The following is a 19,139-nucleotide window of genomic DNA, read 5'->3' on the forward strand; positions in this document are numbered from 1 at the left end:
CCTCGGTACGACTTCCAGCGTCACCCGCGTGTTCTGCCGGAGGTCTCCCGTCCGTCATGTACACGCACCTACGATCGGCCCGCAGCGCAGAGCCGACGCAGGGAGGGCCCTCATGGGAACGCAGAACTCGGACGAGCAGGTGGGCGGCACCGGACGGCGGGCACTTCTCGGCGCCGCGGTGCTCGGTGCGAGCGGAGCGGTCCTCGGACTGTCGGGTACCGCGAGAGCGGGCGAGGACCGGCATGGTGGAGGAGTGAAGAGCCTGCCCGTGCCGACGATCATCGGCCACCGGGGCGCCAGCGGCTACCGGCCCGAGCACACCCTCGGCTCGTACCAGCTCGCCCTCGACCTGGGCGCCCATGTCGTGGAGGCCGGCGACCTGGTGCCCACCAGGGACGGTCACCTCGTCTGCCGTCACGAGCCGGAGATCGGAGGCACGACGGACGTCGCGGACCATCCCGAGTTCGCCGGCCGCAAGACCACCAAGCTCCTCGACGGCGTCTCCGTCACCGGCTGGTTCACCGAGGACTTCACGCTCGCCGAGCTGAAGACCCTGCGCGCGATCGAGCGCATCCCGGCCAACCGTCCGCACAACACCCTCTACAACGGCCGCTGGGAGATCCCCACCTTCGAAGAGGTCCTGAAGTGGCAGGACGAGCAGACCCGCAAGCGGGGCAAGCAGGTCTGGATCTACCCCGAGACCAAGCACCCCACGTACTTCCGCAAGCTGGGCCTGGGCCTGGAGGAGCGGGTCGCGAAGCTGCTGCGCAAGTACGGCAAGGACGGCAGGAACGCGCCGGTCATCCTCCAGTCCTTCGAGCCGACCAGCATCCAGCGGCTGAACAAGCTGGTCGGCAACCCGCTGGTCGTCCTGCTCTCCTCCGCGGCCGGCCGCCCCTGGGACTTCGTCGAGACGGGTGACCCGCGCACGGTCGCCGACCTGATCACGCCCAAGGGCCTCAAGGAGATCGCCGACTATGCCCAGGGCATCGGCCCGACCCTGGACCTGGTCATCCCGAAGGACGCGAACGGCAGCCTCACCACGCCGACCACCCTCGTCGCGGACGCGCACAAGGCGGGCCTGATCCTGCACCCGTACACCATGCGCAACGAGAACCCCTTCCTGCCCACCGAGTTCCGCAAGGGCACCGACGCCGACGCGTACGGCGATGTCTTCGGCGCCTACCGGACGTACTTCGCCACAGGCATCGACGGAGTCTTCACCGACAACCCGGACACCGGCCTGCTGGCCCGCCAGGATTTCGTCAACGGCTGAGCGCGCGACCCCGGTTGGGGTGACAACCGGCCGTCCGGGCAACCCGCAGCCCGGGCGGCCGCGTCGTCAGGCATATGACGCACGACCTCGTGGCCACGCTGCGCCCCCTGCTCACCGCCGAGGCCTCCGCCGAGGCACATGCCACCGGTGCGGAACCGGGCGACCTGGAACAGGCGGTCTGGCTCCGCCTTCTGGAACGCCTCGACACCGACGGCCCGCCGAGCGACCCGCAGGGCTGGCTGCGCAGAGCCGTCCGCTCCGAGTCCCGCCGTACCCGTCGTACGACCAGGCTCGAACGGCCGTATGAGACCGAGCCCGCGGACGACGTGGACCGCACCCCCGAACACCTCGCCCTCGCGGCGGCCCGCGGCCGGGCGCTGCGTGATGCCGTACGCCGTCTGCCGGGCCGCTGCCCGAGTCTGATGGAGGCGCTGCTCTCCCCGATGGACCTCACCTATCGGGAAATCGCGGGGGAGTTGGGTATCTCACAGGGCAGTCTCGGTCCGGAACGTTCCAGATGCCTGGGTTGTCTTCGCCGATTGCTCACACCGGAGGTTGCGGCCCGCGGAGCGCGGGGATAGGAGTGAAGGACGAAATGGCGATCAGGTGAGCGGGAGGCGTGCGCACATGGGCATGAGCGTGACCATCTCGGTGGCGACCGAACAGGACGCGGAGCAGATCTTCAGGCTTCAGTACCTGTGCTTCCAGAGCGAGGCGGCGTTGTACGGCAACTACCGCATCGATCCGCTCGTCCAGACCCTGGACTCGGTCCGGGGGGAGGTCGCCGCGGACTGCGTCTTCGTGGCCCGGCTCGGCGAGGAGGTGGTCGGCTCCGTGCGCGGCCGCATCACCGAGGACGGCTCGGCCGCCATCGGCAAGCTCTGCGTCCACCCCCGTCTCCAGGGCCACGGCATCGGTGCCCGGCTTCTCCGCGCGGCCGAATCGGCTCTGGTCGAGGAGCGCGGCGCCACCCGGTTCCGCCTCTTCACGGGCCACCGCAGCGAGGGCAACCTCCGCCTCTACCGCAAGGTGGGCTACGAGGCGGTCGGCACCTCCAAGGGCGCGGACGGCGTACCGATGATCGTCCTGGAGAAGCCGGCCGGCGCCTACGCGGCGACGGCCTGAGGGCTTGTCAGACGGTCCGCGCCTTACGGAGCCAGTAGATGGCCGACAGCGGCAGCAGTACGGGGATGAAGACATACCCCATGCCGTAGTCCGACCAGACGGTCGCGTCGGGGAACGCCGACGGGTCCAGCAGGGTCCAGGTGCCCACCGTCAGCACACCCACCAGCTCGGCGGCGCAGCACACCAGCGCCGCCTTGCGGGCGGTCTCCCCGCCGCGCACCAGCGTGTAGGTGATGAAGCCGTACACCAGACCCGCGACGGCGGACAGGGAGTAGGCGAGCGGCGCCCGGTCGAACTCGGTCGCGATCTGGTAGATCGAACGCGACACCGCACCGACGACCATCACGCCGTACAGCCACACCAGCAGCGTGCCAGGACCGCTGACCAATCGGTTCTTCGCCGACTCGCCCTCCGTCACGGTCACCTCAGCCTCCCCAGATGTCATAGAGCCGCACCTCGAGAACGGCCAGCACCACAGCGCCGGCGGCGGCCGTCACCGAGCCCCACTTCGACCGCTCCGACAGCGACATGAACCCCGCGGCCGGGACACAGGCGAACGCGCCCAGCAGATACGCCACGAAGATCGTCGTCCCCTGCTCCGGCTTCTCGCCCCGCGCCAGCTGCACGATCCCGACCACCAGCTGCACAAGCGCCAGCAGCGACACCACACCCATCCCGATGAAGTGCCAGTCCTTCGTCGGCTCATCGCGATAGGCCGCCCAGCCGCACCACGCGGCGAGCAACAGCGCGGCGACGCCGGTCACAAGCGTCAGGGCATCAAGCATGCGCCGACCCTATTACGGCCCGAAAGCCCTGATGCGGCCGACCCCGGCGGCCTCCGGTCCGGGCCGGACGCCGAACACGGGGTTCGGCCCTGTCACCGCCGGTCACCGGCCGGGCGATCACGCTCCCGAGGCCCCGTAGGGTCTAGACCATGACGATCCACGCACAAGCCCTGCTCTTCGACAACGACGGCACCCTCGTCTCCTCCCTCGCCTCGGTGGACCGCTGCTGGCGCCAGTGGGCCGCGGAGTACGGGATCACGGCCGAGGAGTTCGGGCGCATCGAGCTGCACGGTCGTACCGCTGCCGAGATAGCCGCCGACCTGCTGCCCGCCGAGGTCGTGCCGGAGGCGGTCGCGCGGATCGAGAAGCTGGAGGTGGAGGACGTGCCGAACGGGGGTGTGCGGTTGCTGCCGGGGACGAAGGCGTTCCTCGACTCCCTGCCCGCCGACCGCTGGGCCGTCGTCACCTCCGCCACCCGGCGCCTCGCCGAGGCCCGGCTGGACGCCGTCGGCATCCTGCCCAAGACCCTCGTCGCCGCCGAGGACGTCACCCGCGGCAAGCCCGACCCCGAGCCCTACCTCCTCGCCGCCCGCGCACTCGGCGTCGACCCGGCGCGCTGCGTGGTCTTCGAGGACGCCCCCGCGGGCCTGAGGGCCGGTCGCGCCGCCGGGATGACCACCGTGGCATTGGCCACAACCCACCAGGCCCATGAGCTCGACGCCGACCTCGTCGTCGACAACCTGTCGGCCTTGTCGGCCCTGGTCGCCGACGGGGGAGTGGAGATCTCCGCCCGCCCCTGACCCCTGTCCGCCGCTGTCCGGCATGCGGACAGCGGCGCTTTGTCAGGACCGTGGATCTGCTTTACTGATTTCATGACCACGACGAGCAGCCGCACCCTTGCGACCGAGGCGACCATGACGCCCGGTGCTCGCTGTATGTGTCGAATGTGCGCCTTCTAGAGGGCCCCCGCACCACCCCGAGCTCGCGCCCCGAAGCGAGACGCCGTGGCATGTCCGTGCGCTGAATGCCGTACGTGACCGACGCCTCCCCCACTGCCTGAACGGCGTGGGGGGACCCCCATCGCGCACATGTTCTCCCCGGCTCCTGTGCCACCGCACGAGAACCGTGCCGCGTTCCCGACCGAATGCACCCGCCAGGGCACACCCACGCCCTGCACCCGACAGTGACGGAAACCCCAGTGATCACCACAACGGGCCTGACCAAGGTCTACCGCTCCCGCGGCCGTGAGGTCACCGCCCTGGACGGCGTCGATCTCCACGTCCGCGAAGGCGAGGTCTACGGCGTCATCGGCCAGTCCGGCGCCGGCAAGTCCTCGCTCATCCGCTGCGTCAACCTGCTGGAGAAGCCCACCGCCGGCACGGTCGCCGTCGCCGGCCAGGACCTCACCGCCCTCGCGGGCCGCGGTCCGCGGGCCGGCAGGGAACTGCGCCGGGCCCGCAGCCGTATCGGCATGGTCTTCCAGCACTTCAACCTGCTGTCCTCCCGGACCGTCCAGGACAACGTCGAGCTGCCGCTGGAGATCCTCGGCACGTCCGGCAAGGACCGCTCCCGCAAGGCGCTCGAACTCCTCGACCTCGTCGGTCTCTCCGACAAGGCCAAGGCCTACCCCGCCCAGCTCTCCGGCGGCCAGAAGCAGCGCGTCGGCATCGCCCGCGCCCTGGCCGGCGACCCCAAGGTCCTCCTCTCCGACGAGGCCACCAGCGCCCTCGACCCGGAGACCACCCGCTCGATCCTCCAGCTGCTGCGGGACCTGAACCGCCAGCTCGGCCTCACCGTCCTCCTCATCACCCACGAGATGGACGTCGTGAAGTCGATCTGCGACTCCGCCGCCCTCATGGAGAACGGCCGCATCGTCGAGTCCGGCACCGTCAGCGAACTCCTCGCCACCCCCGGCTCCGAGCTCGCCACCGCGCTCTTCCCCGTCGGCGGCGAGGCCACCGGCGACGACCGCACCGTCATCGACGTCACCTTCCACGGCGAGGCCGCGACCCAGCCGGTCATCTCCCAGCTGTCGCGCACGTACAACATCGACATCTCGATCCTCGGCGCCGCCATCGACACCGTCGGCGGCCTCCAGGTCGGCCGGATGCGCATCGAACTGCCCGGCCGCTACGAGGACAACGTCGTGCCGATCGGCTTCCTGCGCGAACAGGGTCTTCAGATCGACGTCGTGGGCCAGGAGCCCCTGCTGGTCAAGGAAGGTGCGAAGTGACCTGGTCGCAGATGTGGGCGTTGCTGGAGCCTGAGTGTTGGAACACGCTGTACATGGTCGGCTGGTCCACACTCATCGCCATCGGCGGCGGACTTCCTCTCGGAGTGCTGCTGGTCCTGACCGACCGGGGCGAGCTGTTGCAGAACGTCGTCGCCAACAAGGTCATCGGGCAGATCGTGAACGTGACCCGCTCGATGCCGTTCATCATCCTGATGGTCGCGTTGATGACCTTCACTCGCTGGATCACCGGGACGACCATCGGCCGTGACGCCGCCATCGTGCCGCTGGCCGTCGGCGCAGTCCCCTTCTTCGCTCGGCTGGTCGAGACGGCCGTCCGCGAAGTGGACGGCGGGCTGGTCGAAGCCGTGCAGTCGATGGGCGGCAACACCTGGACCATCGTGCGCAAGGTTCTCGTGCCCGAGTCGCTGCCATCCCTGATCGCCTCGGCGACCACCACGGTCGTCGCCCTCATCGGGTACTCCGCGATGGCCGGCACCGTGGGTGCCGGTGGCCTGGGTGACCTGGCCATCCGCTACGGCTACCAGCGTTTCGAGAGCGAGCTGATGTGGGTGATCGTGGCGATCCTCGCCGTCGTCATCTCGGTCATCCAGTTCGCCGGCGACTACGCGGCCCGCGCCCTGTACAGCCGGGGCGGACGCGGCGGTGGCCCGACGCCGAGGCTGCGGCTGCTGAAGGCCGCGACGGCGGACACCAAGACCGTCTGAGCCATTCCGCGACAACCCCCAGATTTCCCCGTGCACCCAATCGCGGGGTCGCTGCACCCAAAAGGAAAGGCACTTTTCGTGCGTAACACCGTAAAGCTCACCACCGCAGTCCTCGCCGCCGGAGCCCTCACCTTCGGTCTCTCCGCCTGCGGCTCGGAGGACTCCTCCACATCCGCCTCCGCCGACACCAGCGGCCCGCTGGTCGTCGCCGCGAGCCCCGTCCCGCACGCCGAGATCCTGAACTATGTGAAGGACAACCTGGCGAAGAAGGCGGGCCTCGACCTGGAGGTCAAGGAGTTCACGGACTACGTCACGCCGAACACGGCGACCGAAGACGGTTCGGTGGGCGCCAACTACTTCCAGAACCAGCCGTACCTCGACGACTTCAACAAGAAGAACGGCACCCACATCGTGCCCGTCGTGACGGTCCACCTGGAGCCGCTCGGCCTCTACTCGAACAAGGTGAAGAGCGCCGACGCCCTCAAGAGCGGTGCGACGATCGCCGTTCCGAACGACAGCGTGAACGAGGCCCGTGCCCTCAAGCTGCTCGACGCCAACGGGATCATCACGCTCAAGGACGGCGTGGGCAACGACGCGACCCCGGCCGACATCACCAAGAACCCCAAGAACCTCGAGTTCAAGGAGCTGGAGGCGGCCCAGACCCCGCGCTCCCTGGACGATGTCGACGCCGCGGTCATCAACGGCAACTACGCGATCGAGGCCGATCTCTCGCCCGCGAAGGACGCCCTGGTCCTGGAGTCCGCCAAGGACAACCCGTACGGCAACTTCCTCGCGGTGAAGGACGGCAACGAGGACGACCCGCGCGTGAAGAAGCTCGCCGAGCTGCTCACCTCCGCCGAGGTCAAGAAGTTCATCGAGGACAAGTACGACGGCTCGGTCATCGCGTCGTTCTGAGCCGACTGACCAACTGACGACGCGTATACCGCGTATCGCCACGCACAGGGTCCACTCGGTCACCCCGGGTGGACCCTGTAGTGCGGTTCAGTGCTTTCATGCTGCATGCTGGGCAGTTCAGCAGGAGCTCAGCAGGACTTGAAGGTTTTCCGAAGGTTACGGAGCGGCGCATGACTAGCACCTTCCCCAACATCTCCATCAGCACGGAGCGGTTGGTGCTGCGTCCCCTCGACGAGGACGATGTGTCCGCGCTGGCCGAGATGATGAACGACGAACAGGTCGCCGCCTGGACCCACGTCCCCCAGCCCTTCAGCGAGGACGGCGCCCGCACCTGGATCACCGATCACGCGCCCACCGAACGCGAGGCGGGCCGTGGACTCGACCTCGCCGTAACGGAGTTCCTCACCCAGCGACTGGTGGGCGTCGTCCAGCTGACCAAGACGAACTGGTACATCCGCGCCACCGAGCTGTCGTACATCATCGCCCCCTGGGCCCGCGGCGAGGGCTATGCCTCCGAGGCGGCGCTCGCCACCGCCCAATGGCTGTTCACGGACCAGAAGTTCGAGCGCATAGAGCTGCGCACGGCGGCCGACAACACCGCCTCCCAGCAGGTCGCCCAGAAGATCGGCTGCATCAGCGAGGGCGTCCTGCGCAACGCCTGCATAGCGCGAGTCCGTACCGAGGACGACACCTGGAGCGACGTCCGCACCGACTTCATCGTCTGGAGCCTGCTGCCGGAGGACATCGAGGGCACCGGAGAGCAGCTGACCGATTCCGACGGTTTCACCTCGTACGGCGACTGGAACTGAACCAGGGGAGGCATCGGGACCGCTGCCGTGTTCGCCGGGTCGACCAGGTACCCTCACGGAGCCCGCCCCTGACGACCTGCGCAAACCCTCTGGAGACTGACGACGATGGCCGACCGGGTCACGGTGATCGGCTGGGACGGTTCGCCGCTGACCGCCGCGGCACGCTCCGCCCTCGGTGCCGCCACGCTGGTGGCCGGTGCCGCCCACCACCTGGCACTGCCCGAGGTGCCCCCCGCCGCCGAACGCATCCGACTCGGCAGTGTCTCCCTGGCCGCCCGCCGGATCGCCGGCCATCGCGGCACGGCGGTCGTGTTCGCCGACGGGGACCCCGGGTTCTTCGGGGTCGTACGAACCCTGCGCGCACCTGAGTTCGGCCTGGAGGTCGAGGTCGTCCCCGCCGTCTCCTCGGTCGCCGCCGCCTTCGCCCGCGCCGGCATGCCCTGGGACGACGCACAGGTGGTCGTCGCACACCGGCGCACCCTGCGACGCGCGGTGAACGTGTGCCGCGCCCACACCAAGGTCGCCGTCCTCACCTCTCCCGGCGCAGGGCCCGCCGAACTCGGCCTGCTGATGGAGGGCGTCCACCGCACCTTCGTCATCTGCGAGGAACTCGGCACCGAGCGTGAACAGGTCACGATCCTCACCTCCGACAAGGCCGCCGACCACAGCTGGCGGGATCCGAACGTCGTCATCGTGATCGGCGGCCCGGTGACCGCGGGGGAGGGCGGCGGCTGGATCTCCGGGCGCGAGCCGGCCGCCGGGGCCCGTGGCTGGGCGCTGCCAGCCGAGGCGTACGACGGTCCGCTCGGCGAAGGTGAGACGGATCTGCTGCGCGCGGCCCAACTCGCCCGCCTCGGACCCCGCGTCGGCGACCTCGTGTGGGACATCGGCTGCGGCAGCGGCGCCTTCGCCGTGGAGGCCGCCCGGGCCGGGGCCGCCGTCATCGCCGTCGACCGGGACCTCATCGCCTGCGGCCGCACCGACGCCGCCGCCCGCCGCTTCGGCGTCCAGCTCCAGATCATCCGCGGCACCGCCCCGCACGTACTGGAGAACCTCCCCGAGCCGGACGTCGTCCGCGTCGGCGGCGGGGGAGCGGCCGTGGTCTCCGCGGTCGCCGACCGCCGCCCGCAGGGCATTGTCACCCACGCCATGACACGCGACGAGGCCGAACTCGTCGGACGTGACCTGACCGAACACGGCTACCGCGTCGAGTGCGCCCTGATCCAGTCCGTCGAACTCGACACACGGGCCTGGACGGAGAAGGAGCGGAGCGTAGCGTTCCTGCTCAGCGGGGTTCTCCCGGACCGGGCGACGTGACCCCATTTGTTGGTCCCGTGATCCTGTTGTCGTACTGCGCGCGGTAGGCTGGCCGACTGTTGTACCGCTTCCGTGGACCGGCCTTTCGTTCGTCAATGTCCGGAAAACGCGCCCGTTTTGGGGTGGGTGTGGTACGGCAGAACCGGAGGACGCGCAACGTGGCGCAGTCCACAGCGGGCTGTCGCGGATCAAGCTGTCGCGACGGGGGAACGGCCGGGACAATGCCAGTTAATGGCTTTGTCGTCTTTCTCGGCGGGCCGTTCGTGCCGCTGGGCACGCACGCTCGTTCTTCACTGCGGGGGCGGTCGGTGCGCCGTCCCCGGTGAGCTGGTCGTAGAAGCACTAACCGATGGGCGAGGGGTACGCATGACCGACACCGGCCAGGTCCCGGGCGAGGGACTGCCGGAGAACGCAGGCATGGTGGAACAGCCGGGCGTTCCCGCGCACGGTGCGTACACCTACCTCTCCGAGACCACCGCCGAGGACGAAGACCTGTTGCTGCTGCCGGGCGCCCAGGGTGCATGGGGCAACGAGGTCGCCCCACCCGCCCCGGAGCCGGTCGTCGAGACGGTCCACGCTCCCGGTCCGCACGAGATGTCGGGCCGCGACAGCGGCGCGCACGACCTCAGTGCCGTCCGCGCGCCCGACCCGGTGGCGGCCCCGTCGCTGCCGATCCCGCCGATCACCCCGCGCCGGCCCCTGCACCTCGGCCCGCCCATCCCCGACGCCTCCGCCAGCCCGGTCCGCTCCCTCGCCGACCGCGGCCCCGCGGGTGCGCCGGTCCGCCAGTCGGGCCCGCCCACCGCGGGCCCCGAGTACCTCGATGTCCCGCAGCCGCTGCGGGAGATGTCCCCGCAGGGCGCGGCCCCTTGGGGCGCCCCGACCCCGGTGGGCACCATGGCCCCGGCTGCCGAAACGGTTGTCCCGGTGCCGGAACAGGGTGCCGAGCCGGCGGGCGCGGCGCAGGCCGCGGTGGCCCGTCCCGCGACGGAGGCGGTTGCGGCGAGCGGCGTACCGCAGCCCCAGGAGGACGTGTACGCCGAGGTCATGGCGGGCACCGACGGTGTGCCGGTCGCCGGGGAGGCGTACGGCGAGGCCGTCGTCGCCGAGCATGCGCCGGAAGCCGGGGGCTTTCCCGGCTCCGAGGGGCTTCCCGTGGCCGGGATTCCGGGCGCCGACGGGTTCCCTGGTGCCGAGGGCATCCCCGGAGATTCTTACGCGCCGGGGGCCGAGACTGTTCAGAGCGATGTGAACGTGCCGGGGCCCGTGGTGGTCCCGGAGGCCGGGGCCGCGAACGCGCCCGAGGCGAACGGCATCCCGGTCGCCGCACACACGCCGGACGGAATCGTGCCGGAGGCCGCCGACGGTTCCGCCGTGGTGTTCGCCCCGGAGGGCGGGGAAGCTCCCGCGGCCGGGCAGATCGACGGTCCCGAGTCCGCCGGTGAGGCCGGACAGGACGTAGGCGCCGCCCCGGTTCCGGAGGCCGGGCCGGTCCCGGGTGCCGTGGACGCCGCCGACGTCGCTCAGGGTTCCGTTGCCGAGGACCCCGCCGGTGCCGGCCAGGTGCCGGGTGCCGTTGAGGTACCGGACCCCGCTCCCGTGCCGGACGCCGTAGAGGTCGCGGACTTCGCCCCGGTCACGGCTCCCGCCGTAGTGCCCGACGCCGATCAGACCCCGACCGGCGTGCCGCTGCCGGACCTCGCGCAGACCCCCGAGGTGCCGCTCGCGCCCGAACCCGCCGAGCCCCAGGCCGTACCGGAACCGGAGGCATCCGGTCCGGAGGTCGCCCAGATCGCCGAGCCCCCCGTCGTCGTAGCCGAGGTCGCCGAGCCCACAGCCGTCCTGGCCGAGCCCGCCGGGCTCCAGGGCGTACCGGTCCCGGACGCCCCAGGCCCCGAGGCTGACCAGGTGGCCGAGCCGACAGCCGTCCAGGCCGAGCCCGCCGAACTCCAGGGCGTACCGGTCCCGGACGCCCCAGGCCCCGAGGCCGGCCAGGTCGCGGTGCCCACCCCCGTCGTGGCCGAGGCCGCCGTACCGGAGCCCGTGCCGGCCCCCGAGAACGTACTGGCCCCCGAGCCCGTGCCGACCCCTGAAGCCACCGCTGCGGCGCCCGCTCCCGAGCCTGCCGAAGCCGCGGTCCCGACGCCCCAGCCGGCCCCCGAACCTGCTGCCCTGGAGACCCCCGCGCCCATGCCGTCCCCCGAGTCCACCGACGCGGAGCAGCCGCCGCACCCCGTGGACGCGGAGGCCGCCGCGCAGCCGGAGCCGCCCGCTGCCGTAGCCGAACAGCTCGCGCAGCCGGAGGACGCCCCCGCCCCCGTGGACGTCACGCAGGAGCAGACCGGGCAGCCCGTCCTCGTCGACGCCGCCCCGCAGTTCGCCGACGCCCCCGACCCCGCGCCGGTCCCGGAGGCGCCTCAGCCGGTGACCGCCCCGGCGGACGCGCCCGTCGACGACCTCCAGGCCGTGCCCGTCGCACCGGTCGACCCGGCCCCCGCCCCGTGGCTCGTCGCCGAACCCGCGGGCCCCCAGGTGCTGTTCGTGGACCAGGACCAGCCGATCGCGCAGGCCCCGCAGCCCGTGGGCCAGTTCGTCCCCGTCGAGGGCTCGGTGCCGACGACCCCGCACCTCGCCCCGACCCCGCCCCAGGCCCTCGTCCTCCCGCCGGAGGAGCACCCCGCCGTCCCCGGCCCCCGTGACGGCGACCCCGAACTCGTACAGCACGCCGACGACCTGGACACCCGGGGCGCGGATCAGGAAGAGAGCACGGCCCCCGTGGAAGAAGTGCGTCAGTCCACCGGCCCGGCCGCGCCCGCCTACGAAGACGCCGAGCGCGAGGCCGTCCTCAAGGTCATGCGCGAGCGCCGCGACATCCGCAACGGCTTCCGCAGCGACCCCATCCCGCACGAGGTCCTGCTCCGCGTCCTGGAGGCGGCCCACACCGCACCGTCCGTGGGCCACTCCCAGCCGTGGGACTTCGTCGTCATCCGCTCGGCCGAGACCCGCCGCACCATGCACGAACTGGCCATGCGCCAGCGCGACGCGTACGCCAAGTCCCTCCCCAAGGGCCGGGCCAAGCAGTTCAAGGAACTGAAGATCGAGGCCATCCTCGACACCCCGGTGAACATCGTCGTCACCGCGGACCCCACGCGCGGCGGGCGTCACACCCTCGGCCGGCACACCCAGCCGCAGATGGCCCCGTACTCCTCCGCGCTCGCCGTCGAGAACCTCTGGCTCGCCGCCCGCGCCGAGGGCCTCGGCGTCGGCTGGGTCAGCTTCTTCGACGAGCGCGAGATGGTCCGCTCCCTCGGGCTGCCCGAGCACCTGGAGGTCGTCGCCTACCTCTGCGTCGGCTATGTCGACGAGTTCCCGGACGAGCCCGAGCTGCTGCAGGCCGGCTGGTCCAAGCGCCGCCCCCTGTCGTGGGTCGTCCACGAGGAGACGTACGGCCGTCGCGCGCTGCCCGGTGAGGAGCCGCACGACCTGCTCGCCGAGACCGTCTCCCAGATCCGGCCATTGGACGCCAAGGCGCTCGGCGAGGCCTGGGAGCGACAGAAGCGGATGACCAAGCCGCCGGGCTCGCTGGGCATGCTGGAGATCATCTCCGCGCAGCTGTCGGGCCTGTCCCGGCAGTGCCCCCCGCCGATCCCGGAGCCCGCGGCCGTCGCGATCTTCGCGGGCGACCACGGCGTCCACGCCCAGGGCGTCACCCCCTGGCCGCAGGAGGTGACGGCCCAGATGGTCGCCAACTTCCTCGGTGGCGGCGCGGTCTGCAACGCCTTCGCCGCCCAGGTCGGCGCCGAGGTGTGCGTGGTGGACGTCGGCGTGGCGGCCGACCTGCCCGCCACCCCCGGCCTTCTGCCCCGCAAGGTCCGTGCGGGCACCTCCGACATGACCACCGGCCCCGCGATGACCCGCGAGGAGGCCAAGCAGGCCATCGAGGTCGGCATCGAGACGGCCCGCGACCTGGTGGCGGCCGGCAACAAGGCCCTGCTCACGGGCGAGATGGGCATCGCGAACACCACCGCGTCCGCCGCCCTGATCTCGGTCTTCACGGACACCGACCCGGCCGATGTGACCGGCCGCGGCACCGGCATCAACGACGAGACCCTCGCCCGCAAGACCGAGGTCGTCCGCCGTGCCATCGAGGTCCATCAGCCGGACCCGGCCGACCCCGTCGGCGTACTCGCCGCGATCGGCGGCTTCGAACACGCGGCGATGGTCGGCCTCCTGCTCGGCGGCGCGTCCCTGCGCACTCCGGTGATCCTGGACGGCGTCAGCGCCGGCGCCGCCGCCCTGGTCGCGCGTGCCATCGCCCCCGAGGTCCTCGCGGCCTGCATCGCGGGCCACCGCAGCGCGGAGCCCGGGCACGTGGCCGCCCTGAACAAGCTCGGCCTGCGCCCCCTGGTCGACCTCGACCTCCGCCTGGGCGAGGGCACGGGCGCCCTGCTCGCCCTGCCCCTGGTGCAGAGCACCGCGCGCGCGATGCACGAGGTCGCGACGTTCGACTCGGCGGGAGTCACCGAGAAGTAGGCCGAAACCGGGGGTGGTCGGGGCAGGCGTTCCTGCGGGCCCCCCACCCCCGCCGTACGCTGAATCCGCAGCTTAAAATCCGCACGTCAGGGCAGCTCCACAGCCGTAGCGCCCATCGCATCGCCCGTACGAGGAGCCGCACCCTCATGGCCGAAAACCCCGCCTACCCCGTAGGCCTCCGCCTCACCGGCCGCAAGGTCGTCGTCCTCGGCGGCGGCCAGGTCGCCCAGCGCCGCCTCCCGGCACTGATCGCAGCGGGCGCGGACATCCTCCTCGTGTCCCCCGAAGCGACCCCCTCGGTCGAGGCGATGGCGGACGCGGGTGAGATCACCTGGGAGAAGCGGCCGTACACCGAAGGCGACCTCGCCGACGCCTGGTACGCCCTCATCGCCACCAGTGACCCGCAGGCCAACACCGCGGCCTCCACCGAAGCGGAGCGGCACCGCGTCTGGTGTGTCCGCTCGGACGACGCCGACCAGGCGACGGCCTGGACACCGGCCACCGGCCACAGCGAGGGCGTCACGGTCGCCGTCCTCACCACGAACGCCAAGGGCCGCGACCCCCGCCACACCGCCGCCGTCCGCGACGCGGTGGTGGAGGGTCTGCGCGACGGAACCCTGGTGGCGCCCCACCACCGCACCCGCACCTCCGGCGTCGCCCTCGTCGGCGGCGGCCCCGGCGACCCGGACCTCATCACGGTCCGCGGCCGCCGCCTCCTCGCCGAGGCCGACGTCGTCATCGCCGACCGCCTCGGTCCGCGCGACCTGCTCGCCGAACTCCCGCCGCACGTCGAGGTGATCGACGCGGCGAAGATCCCGTACGGCCGTTTCATGGCCCAGGAGGCCATCAACAACGCCCTGATCGAGCACGCCAGGCAGGGCAAGTCCGTCGTACGGCTGAAGGGCGGCGACCCCTATGTCTTCGGCCGCGGCATGGAGGAACTGCACGCTCTCGCCGAGGCCGGCATCCCCTGCACCGTCGTCCCCGGCATCTCCAGCTCGATCTCGGTGCCGGGCGCGGCCGGCATCCCCGTCACCCATCGCGGTGTCGCACACGAGTTCACGGTGGTCAGCGGCCATGTCGCCCCTGACGACGAGCGCTCCCTGGTCGACTGGCCCTCGCTCGCCAAGCTCACGGGCACGCTGGTGATCCTGATGGGCGTCGACAAGATCGGGAAGATCGCCGAGACGCTCGTCGCGCACGGCAAGCCGGCGGACACCCCCGTCGCCCTGGTCCAGGAGGGCACGACGGCCGCCCAGCGCCGCGTCGACGCGACCCTCGCGACGGTCGGCGAGACGGTCGTGCGCGAGGACGTGAAGCCGCCGGCGGTCATCGTCATCGGCGAGGTCGTGAAGGTCGGCCCGGACCCGTCCGCGTAACCCCGGGTAACCCAACTCGTACCCAGCCGTTGGCACCGCACCCAGAGCAAGGCAGTATCACCCTGTGGCCGATCTCATCACCGTCGAGGATCCCGACGACCCGCGCCTGCGCGACTACACAGGCCTGACCGACGTCGAACTGCGGCGCAAGCGAGAACCCGCCGAGGGCCTGTTCATCGCCGAGGGCGAGAAGGTCATCAGAAGGGCCAAGGACGCCGGGTACGAGATGCGTTCGATGCTGCTGTCCGCCAAGTGGGTCGACGTCATGCGCGACGTCATCGACGAACTCCCGGCCCCGGTCTACGCGGTCAGCCCGGAGCTCGCCGAGCAGGTCACCGGCTATCACGTGCACCGCGGCGCGCTCGCCTCCATGCAGCGCAAGCCGCTCCCGACGGCGACCGACCTCCTCCAGACCGCCCGCCGCGTGGTGGTCATGGAGTCGGTCAACGACCACACCAACATCGGCGCGATCTTCCGCTCGGCGGCGGCGCTCGGCATGGACGCGGTCCTGCTCTCCCCGGACTGCGCCGACCCGCTCTACCGCCGTAGCGTCAAGGTCTCGATGGGCGCGGTCTTCTCGGTCCCCTACGCCCGTCTCGACACCTGGCCCAAGAGCCTGGAGTCCGTCCGGGAGGCCGGCTTCTCCCTCCTCGCCCTCACCCCGGACGAGAAGGCCAAGACCCTCGACGAGACCGGCCCCCACAAGATGGACCGGGTCGCCCTGATGCTCGGCGCGGAGGGCGACGGCCTCTCCACCCAGGCCCTGGTCGCCGCCGACGAATGGGTCCGCATCCCCATGGCCCACGGCGTCGACTCCCTCAACGTCGGCGCGGCGGCTGCGGTCGCCTTCTACGCGGTGGCCACGGGCCGCCCCGAGCTCTAGGAGCCCGATGCCCCAGGGCGAGGCGATCGTCGCGGTCCTGCTCCGAGCCGATCGCCTGCTGGTCGTGCGTCGCGGCCCCACCATCGCCCGCCCCGGCTACTGGCAACCTCTCAGCGGCCGCGTCGAACCGGGGGAGACCCAACGGGAGGCGCTGCTCCGCGAGGTACGCGAGGAAGTCGGCCTCACCGTCGTACCGCTCGCGAAGGTCTGGGAGTCCGAGACCGACGACGGCCGCTTCCGCCTCCACTGGTGGACCGCTCGCGCCGACGACGGCGAGGTGGTCCCCGACCCCGTGGAAGTGGCCGAGGCCCGCTGGATCACCCCGGCGGAGTTCCCGGCCCTGGACCCGATCTTCGAAGGGGACCTGGAGTTCTTCGACCGGATCCTGCCGAGCCTGTGACCCGCTAGTCGGCCGACCTGTCCGGTGGCGTCACATGCACCTGCTCATGGCGTACGACACCACGGTCGCCGTCGAGCCCTCGCGCAGGCCCCTGACATCCCTGGGCCGCGGCGATACCGAGCGCCGCCAGCAGCGTCACCACGACGAACACGAACAGCCGCTGACGCAGCAGCCGTGGATTGGCGGGCCGTCGCCCCGTCCCCGTCGTTCTGGGGCCCGGACGTCCGGTGCCGCTGCGGGGCGCCGGACGGTTGCCGGAGCGCGTCGTGTTCCGTGAGGCGGGCGTGGGCCGCGCCCCGCTCCGGGACGGAGACCCGCCCCGCGACGGCGCGGGCCCGCGCGAGGACGTGCCGCGGGGCGCGGGAGTGCGCTGAGTGGGTCCGGGCGCCTGCCCCTGCGGCCGGCGCTGGGCGCGCTGCTGCTCCGGATAGCTCGGTTCGGCGAGCCGTCCCGTGGGCCGGTCGCTCTCGCCCGCACGCGGCGCGGGCGGCCGGACGTCAGCAAGCCCCTGAGCCTCCCGCGCGGCGATCTCCTTGAGCCGCAGCGACAGTTGGAGCGTGCTCGGCCGCTCCTCGGGATCCTTGGCGAGACAGGCACGCACAAGCGGAGCCAGCGCGTCGGGCACCCCGCCCAGGTGCGCTTCCTCGTGCACCACGCGGTACAGCATCACCTCGGAACTGCCGTGCCCGAAGGGCGAGTCACCCATGGAGGCGTACGCCAGGGTCGCCCCCAGCGAGAACACGTCCGTGGCCGGGGTGACGGCGGCACCGCGCACCTGCTCGGGCGCGAGGAAGCCGGGCGACCCGACGGCCGTACCCACATGCGTGAGCGTGGAGGCCCCGGTCGCCCAGGCGATGCCGAAGTCGATGATCCGCGGCCCCTTGGGGGACAGCAGGATGTTGGAAGGCTTGAGATCCCGGTGCACGACCCCCGCCTCATGCACCGCGACGAGCCCCTCCGACAGGGCGGCCCCGATGGCGGCGACCTCGGCCGCGCCCAGCGAGCCCTCGTCGGCGACCTTGTCGTGCAGCGAGGGACCGGGCACGTACTGCGTGGCGAACCACGGCCGTTCCGCGTCGAGATCGGCGGCCACGAGCCGAGCCGTGCACCCGCCGCGAATCCGCCGGGCCGCCGAGACCTCACGCGCGAACCGCGAACGGAACTCCTGATCCTCCGCCAGGTCGGGCCGGATCACCTTCAGCGCGACCCGCTGCCCCTTCTTGTCGGAGCCCAGATAGACGACGCCCATCCCGCCCGCGCCGAGCCGTCTGTGAAGCCTGAACGAGCCGACGACGCGCGGGTCCTCGCGCCTCAGGCGCATCATCGCCATGTTCATCCCCGCTGCCCGGTCCGTGTGACGAGCCACAGCTTACGTTTCCACGGCCGCCCGCGCGCAGAGGCCGCGCCCTCTCGTCCCGATGGATTGTCAGTGCTGGGTGGGAGAATTGAGGGGTGGTCAGGGAGCGGGAGAGCGGGGTGGGTTCGCTCTGCCGGTGATCCCAACCACCTTTCGTCGAAGGGGGATTGAACCCGTGAAGGGTGATCGCGTGGAGATAGTCGTGGACGCAGGGGACACGACGCGCACATACGAGGTGGTGGCGAGCAGGGCGGGCCGCCGGGTGGAGACAGCGGTACGCCGAGGTGTGGTGGAAGTGAGCGAAGTCACCCGCAGCGGTTCCGTCGTTCGCACGGCCCGCTTCATGGCGACCCGGGTCCTGGCGCTGGTGGAGCAGCCGGTGCCGCGTGAGGACGGCTCGGAGAAAGCGGGATAGTCCGGGCACCCCCTCCGGGAAGACCCGGAGACCTAGGTCCTCGTCTCCACCCTGGGGAGTACTCCCCAGGTCATGGCTCATCCTCCGGGAGGCCCGCCAATCGGTACGAGGGCATGACGTGCGGCGGGCGCCGTCCGCCTAGATTTGAGGTCAAGCGGCGGGTGCAGCACTCGTCCCCCGAGGTCAGACACCCGCCGCTGCCAAAGACAACGCAGAACGGTCAGGAGAGGGACCATGGCCCACACGGCACCGCGGACGATGATCCGCACCAAGGAGCGCACTGCGCTCCACCCCCGCCGGCAGGGCCGTCGCCACCCCTTGGTGGCGACACTCATGGCCCTTCCCCTGGCGGCCCTGCTCCTCCTCGTCTTCGACGGCTGGGAGACAGTGGCCACACAAGCGTCGTCCGTGGGCGTGATGCTGGGGCGCTGAGCGGCGACCCCAGGCCCGGAAGAGCGGTCCGGGCGGGGACATCCACCCATGAAACCCCGTGGGGACGGGGGTGCGGCGGACGGCACAAATGCCGGCGCAGCTGGGGAGCTGCGCCGGCATTGCTGTGCCCGAACGAGGATCTGCACGGGCTGGGCCTCTGCCTTTTCAGCCCGTCGGCGTCCCCACCCGCGGGGGACCGCATCTCTCAACGCCGGTCCCGGCATCTTTCAGCCCGTCCGGCGTTTGAGGACGAGGCCCTTTCGGGGCCGACGGAGGTCTGGGGGCGGAGCCCCCAGGGACCGGGGTCGAAGGGGCAGCGCCCCTGGAGGACGGGACGGGTAGGGGCGGCGGGGGCGAGAAAAGCCCGAGACCGCCCGCAGCACCGAGCACCCGACGGCCACCCCACGCCTCCCCCGTACCCTCACGACCAGACAACGCACCACCCCCCCAGGGAGCCCCGTGACCACCACCCCCTTGCTCTCCGAGCTCACCGCCCGAGTCAAGGCCAGGGCCCACTCCCACACCACCCCCTGCCCCTGCGGAGCAACCCGCGTC

18 protein-coding genes are annotated in these 19,139 nt (G+C 71.5%); 15 read left to right on the top strand and 3 right to left on the bottom strand.

The window, feature by feature from the left end; translation table 11 throughout:
- The first annotated feature begins 112 nt into the window (after positions 1-112).
- The 3 genes from TN53_RS28265 (at position 113) to TN53_RS28275 (ending at position 2,401) form a co-directional block, all read left to right on the top strand.
- Positions 113-1,276: a glycerophosphodiester phosphodiesterase gene (locus TN53_RS28265; protein ID WP_046261514.1), complete on the top strand. Its 1,164-nt coding sequence runs from the start codon at positions 113-115 to the stop codon at positions 1,274-1,276.
- Between the two features lie 74 nt (positions 1,277-1,350).
- Positions 1,351-1,857, top strand: coding sequence for an RNA polymerase sigma factor (locus TN53_RS28270; RefSeq protein WP_046261515.1), 507 nt, complete (start codon positions 1,351-1,353; stop codon positions 1,855-1,857).
- 46 nt (positions 1,858-1,903) lie between these two features.
- On the top strand, positions 1,904-2,401 hold the full coding sequence (locus tag TN53_RS28275) for a GNAT family N-acetyltransferase (RefSeq protein WP_046261516.1): 498 nt from the start codon (positions 1,904-1,906) through the stop codon (positions 2,399-2,401).
- Between the two features lie 7 nt (positions 2,402-2,408).
- On the opposite strand, the gene TN53_RS47920 is transcribed toward TN53_RS28275, so the two are convergent.
- Positions 2,409-2,846, bottom strand: a complete 438-nt coding sequence (locus TN53_RS47920) for a hypothetical protein (RefSeq protein WP_046261517.1) — start codon at positions 2,844-2,846, stop codon at positions 2,409-2,411.
- Positions 2,827-3,186, bottom strand: a complete 360-nt coding sequence (locus TN53_RS28285; RefSeq protein ID WP_046261518.1) for a hypothetical protein — start codon at positions 3,184-3,186, stop codon at positions 2,827-2,829. Before TN53_RS28285 ends, TN53_RS47920 begins: the two co-directional genes overlap by 20 nt.
- A gap of 149 nt (positions 3,187-3,335) precedes the next feature.
- Here TN53_RS28285 and TN53_RS28290 point away from each other — a divergent pair, with 149 nt between their 5' ends.
- The 10 genes from TN53_RS28290 to TN53_RS28335 all read left to right on the top strand — a co-directional run bounded on the left by TN53_RS28290 (position 3,336) and on the right by TN53_RS28335 (position 16,380).
- On the top strand, positions 3,336-3,986 hold the full coding sequence (locus TN53_RS28290) for an HAD family hydrolase (RefSeq protein ID WP_046261519.1): 651 nt from the start codon (positions 3,336-3,338) through the stop codon (positions 3,984-3,986).
- A gap of 344 nt (positions 3,987-4,330) precedes the next feature.
- Complete coding sequence (locus TN53_RS28295) at positions 4,331-5,419, top strand: ATP-binding cassette domain-containing protein (protein WP_095046778.1); 1,089 nt, start codon at positions 4,331-4,333, stop codon at positions 5,417-5,419.
- Positions 5,416-6,144 (top strand): methionine ABC transporter permease, encoded by a 729-nt coding sequence (locus tag TN53_RS28300; RefSeq protein ID WP_046261521.1) that lies wholly within the window; start codon positions 5,416-5,418, stop codon positions 6,142-6,144. The genes TN53_RS28295 and TN53_RS28300 overlap by 4 nt, the downstream gene beginning before the upstream one ends.
- Before the next feature lie 78 nt (positions 6,145-6,222).
- The gene (locus TN53_RS28305; protein ID WP_046261522.1) at positions 6,223-7,059 is read left to right on the top strand and encodes a MetQ/NlpA family ABC transporter substrate-binding protein; all 837 of its coding nucleotides are present in this window, start codon (positions 6,223-6,225) and stop codon (positions 7,057-7,059) included.
- A gap of 170 nt (positions 7,060-7,229) precedes the next feature.
- Positions 7,230-7,868, top strand: a complete 639-nt coding sequence (locus TN53_RS28310; protein WP_046261523.1) for a GNAT family N-acetyltransferase — start codon at positions 7,230-7,232, stop codon at positions 7,866-7,868.
- Between the two features lie 105 nt (positions 7,869-7,973).
- Positions 7,974-9,185, top strand: coding sequence for a precorrin-6y C5,15-methyltransferase (decarboxylating) subunit CbiE (gene cbiE / locus TN53_RS28315; RefSeq protein WP_046261524.1), 1,212 nt, complete (start codon positions 7,974-7,976; stop codon positions 9,183-9,185).
- Between the two features lie 366 nt (positions 9,186-9,551).
- A complete protein-coding gene (gene cobT, locus TN53_RS28320) occupies positions 9,552-13,718 on the top strand; it encodes a nicotinate-nucleotide--dimethylbenzimidazole phosphoribosyltransferase (RefSeq protein WP_046261525.1) in 4,167 nt (1,388 codons plus the stop codon).
- Positions 13,719-13,864: 146 nt separating this feature from the next.
- Positions 13,865-15,097, top strand: a complete 1,233-nt coding sequence (gene cobA / locus TN53_RS28325) for a uroporphyrinogen-III C-methyltransferase (RefSeq protein ID WP_046261526.1) — start codon at positions 13,865-13,867, stop codon at positions 15,095-15,097.
- A gap of 64 nt (positions 15,098-15,161) precedes the next feature.
- Positions 15,162-15,980, top strand: a complete 819-nt coding sequence (locus TN53_RS28330; protein ID WP_046261527.1) for a TrmH family RNA methyltransferase — start codon at positions 15,162-15,164, stop codon at positions 15,978-15,980.
- A 7-nt stretch (positions 15,981-15,987) separates the two neighbouring features.
- Entirely contained in the window at positions 15,988-16,380 is a 393-nt protein-coding gene (locus TN53_RS28335) for an NUDIX domain-containing protein (RefSeq protein WP_046261528.1), read from the top strand.
- Between the two features lie 4 nt (positions 16,381-16,384).
- Here TN53_RS28335 and TN53_RS28340 read toward each other — a convergent pair whose 3' ends face one another.
- Positions 16,385-17,716 carry a serine/threonine-protein kinase gene (locus TN53_RS28340; protein ID WP_199924662.1) on the bottom strand — a complete coding sequence of 444 codons (1,332 nt, stop codon included), beginning with the start codon at positions 17,714-17,716 and terminating at the stop codon, positions 16,385-16,387.
- Between the two features lie 196 nt (positions 17,717-17,912).
- Here TN53_RS28340 and TN53_RS28345 point away from each other — a divergent pair, with 196 nt between their 5' ends.
- A complete protein-coding gene (locus tag TN53_RS28345; RefSeq protein ID WP_046261530.1) occupies positions 17,913-18,152 on the top strand; it encodes a hypothetical protein in 240 nt (79 codons plus the stop codon).
- 234 nt (positions 18,153-18,386) lie between these two features.
- Entirely contained in the window at positions 18,387-18,584 is a 198-nt protein-coding gene (locus TN53_RS28350) for a hypothetical protein (protein ID WP_046261531.1), read from the top strand.
- The last annotated feature ends 555 nt before the right edge of the window (positions 18,585-19,139 follow it).

Source organism: Streptomyces sp. WM6386, from assembly GCF_000972385.1.
Classification (GTDB): Bacteria; Actinomycetota; Actinomycetes; order Streptomycetales; family Streptomycetaceae; genus Streptomyces.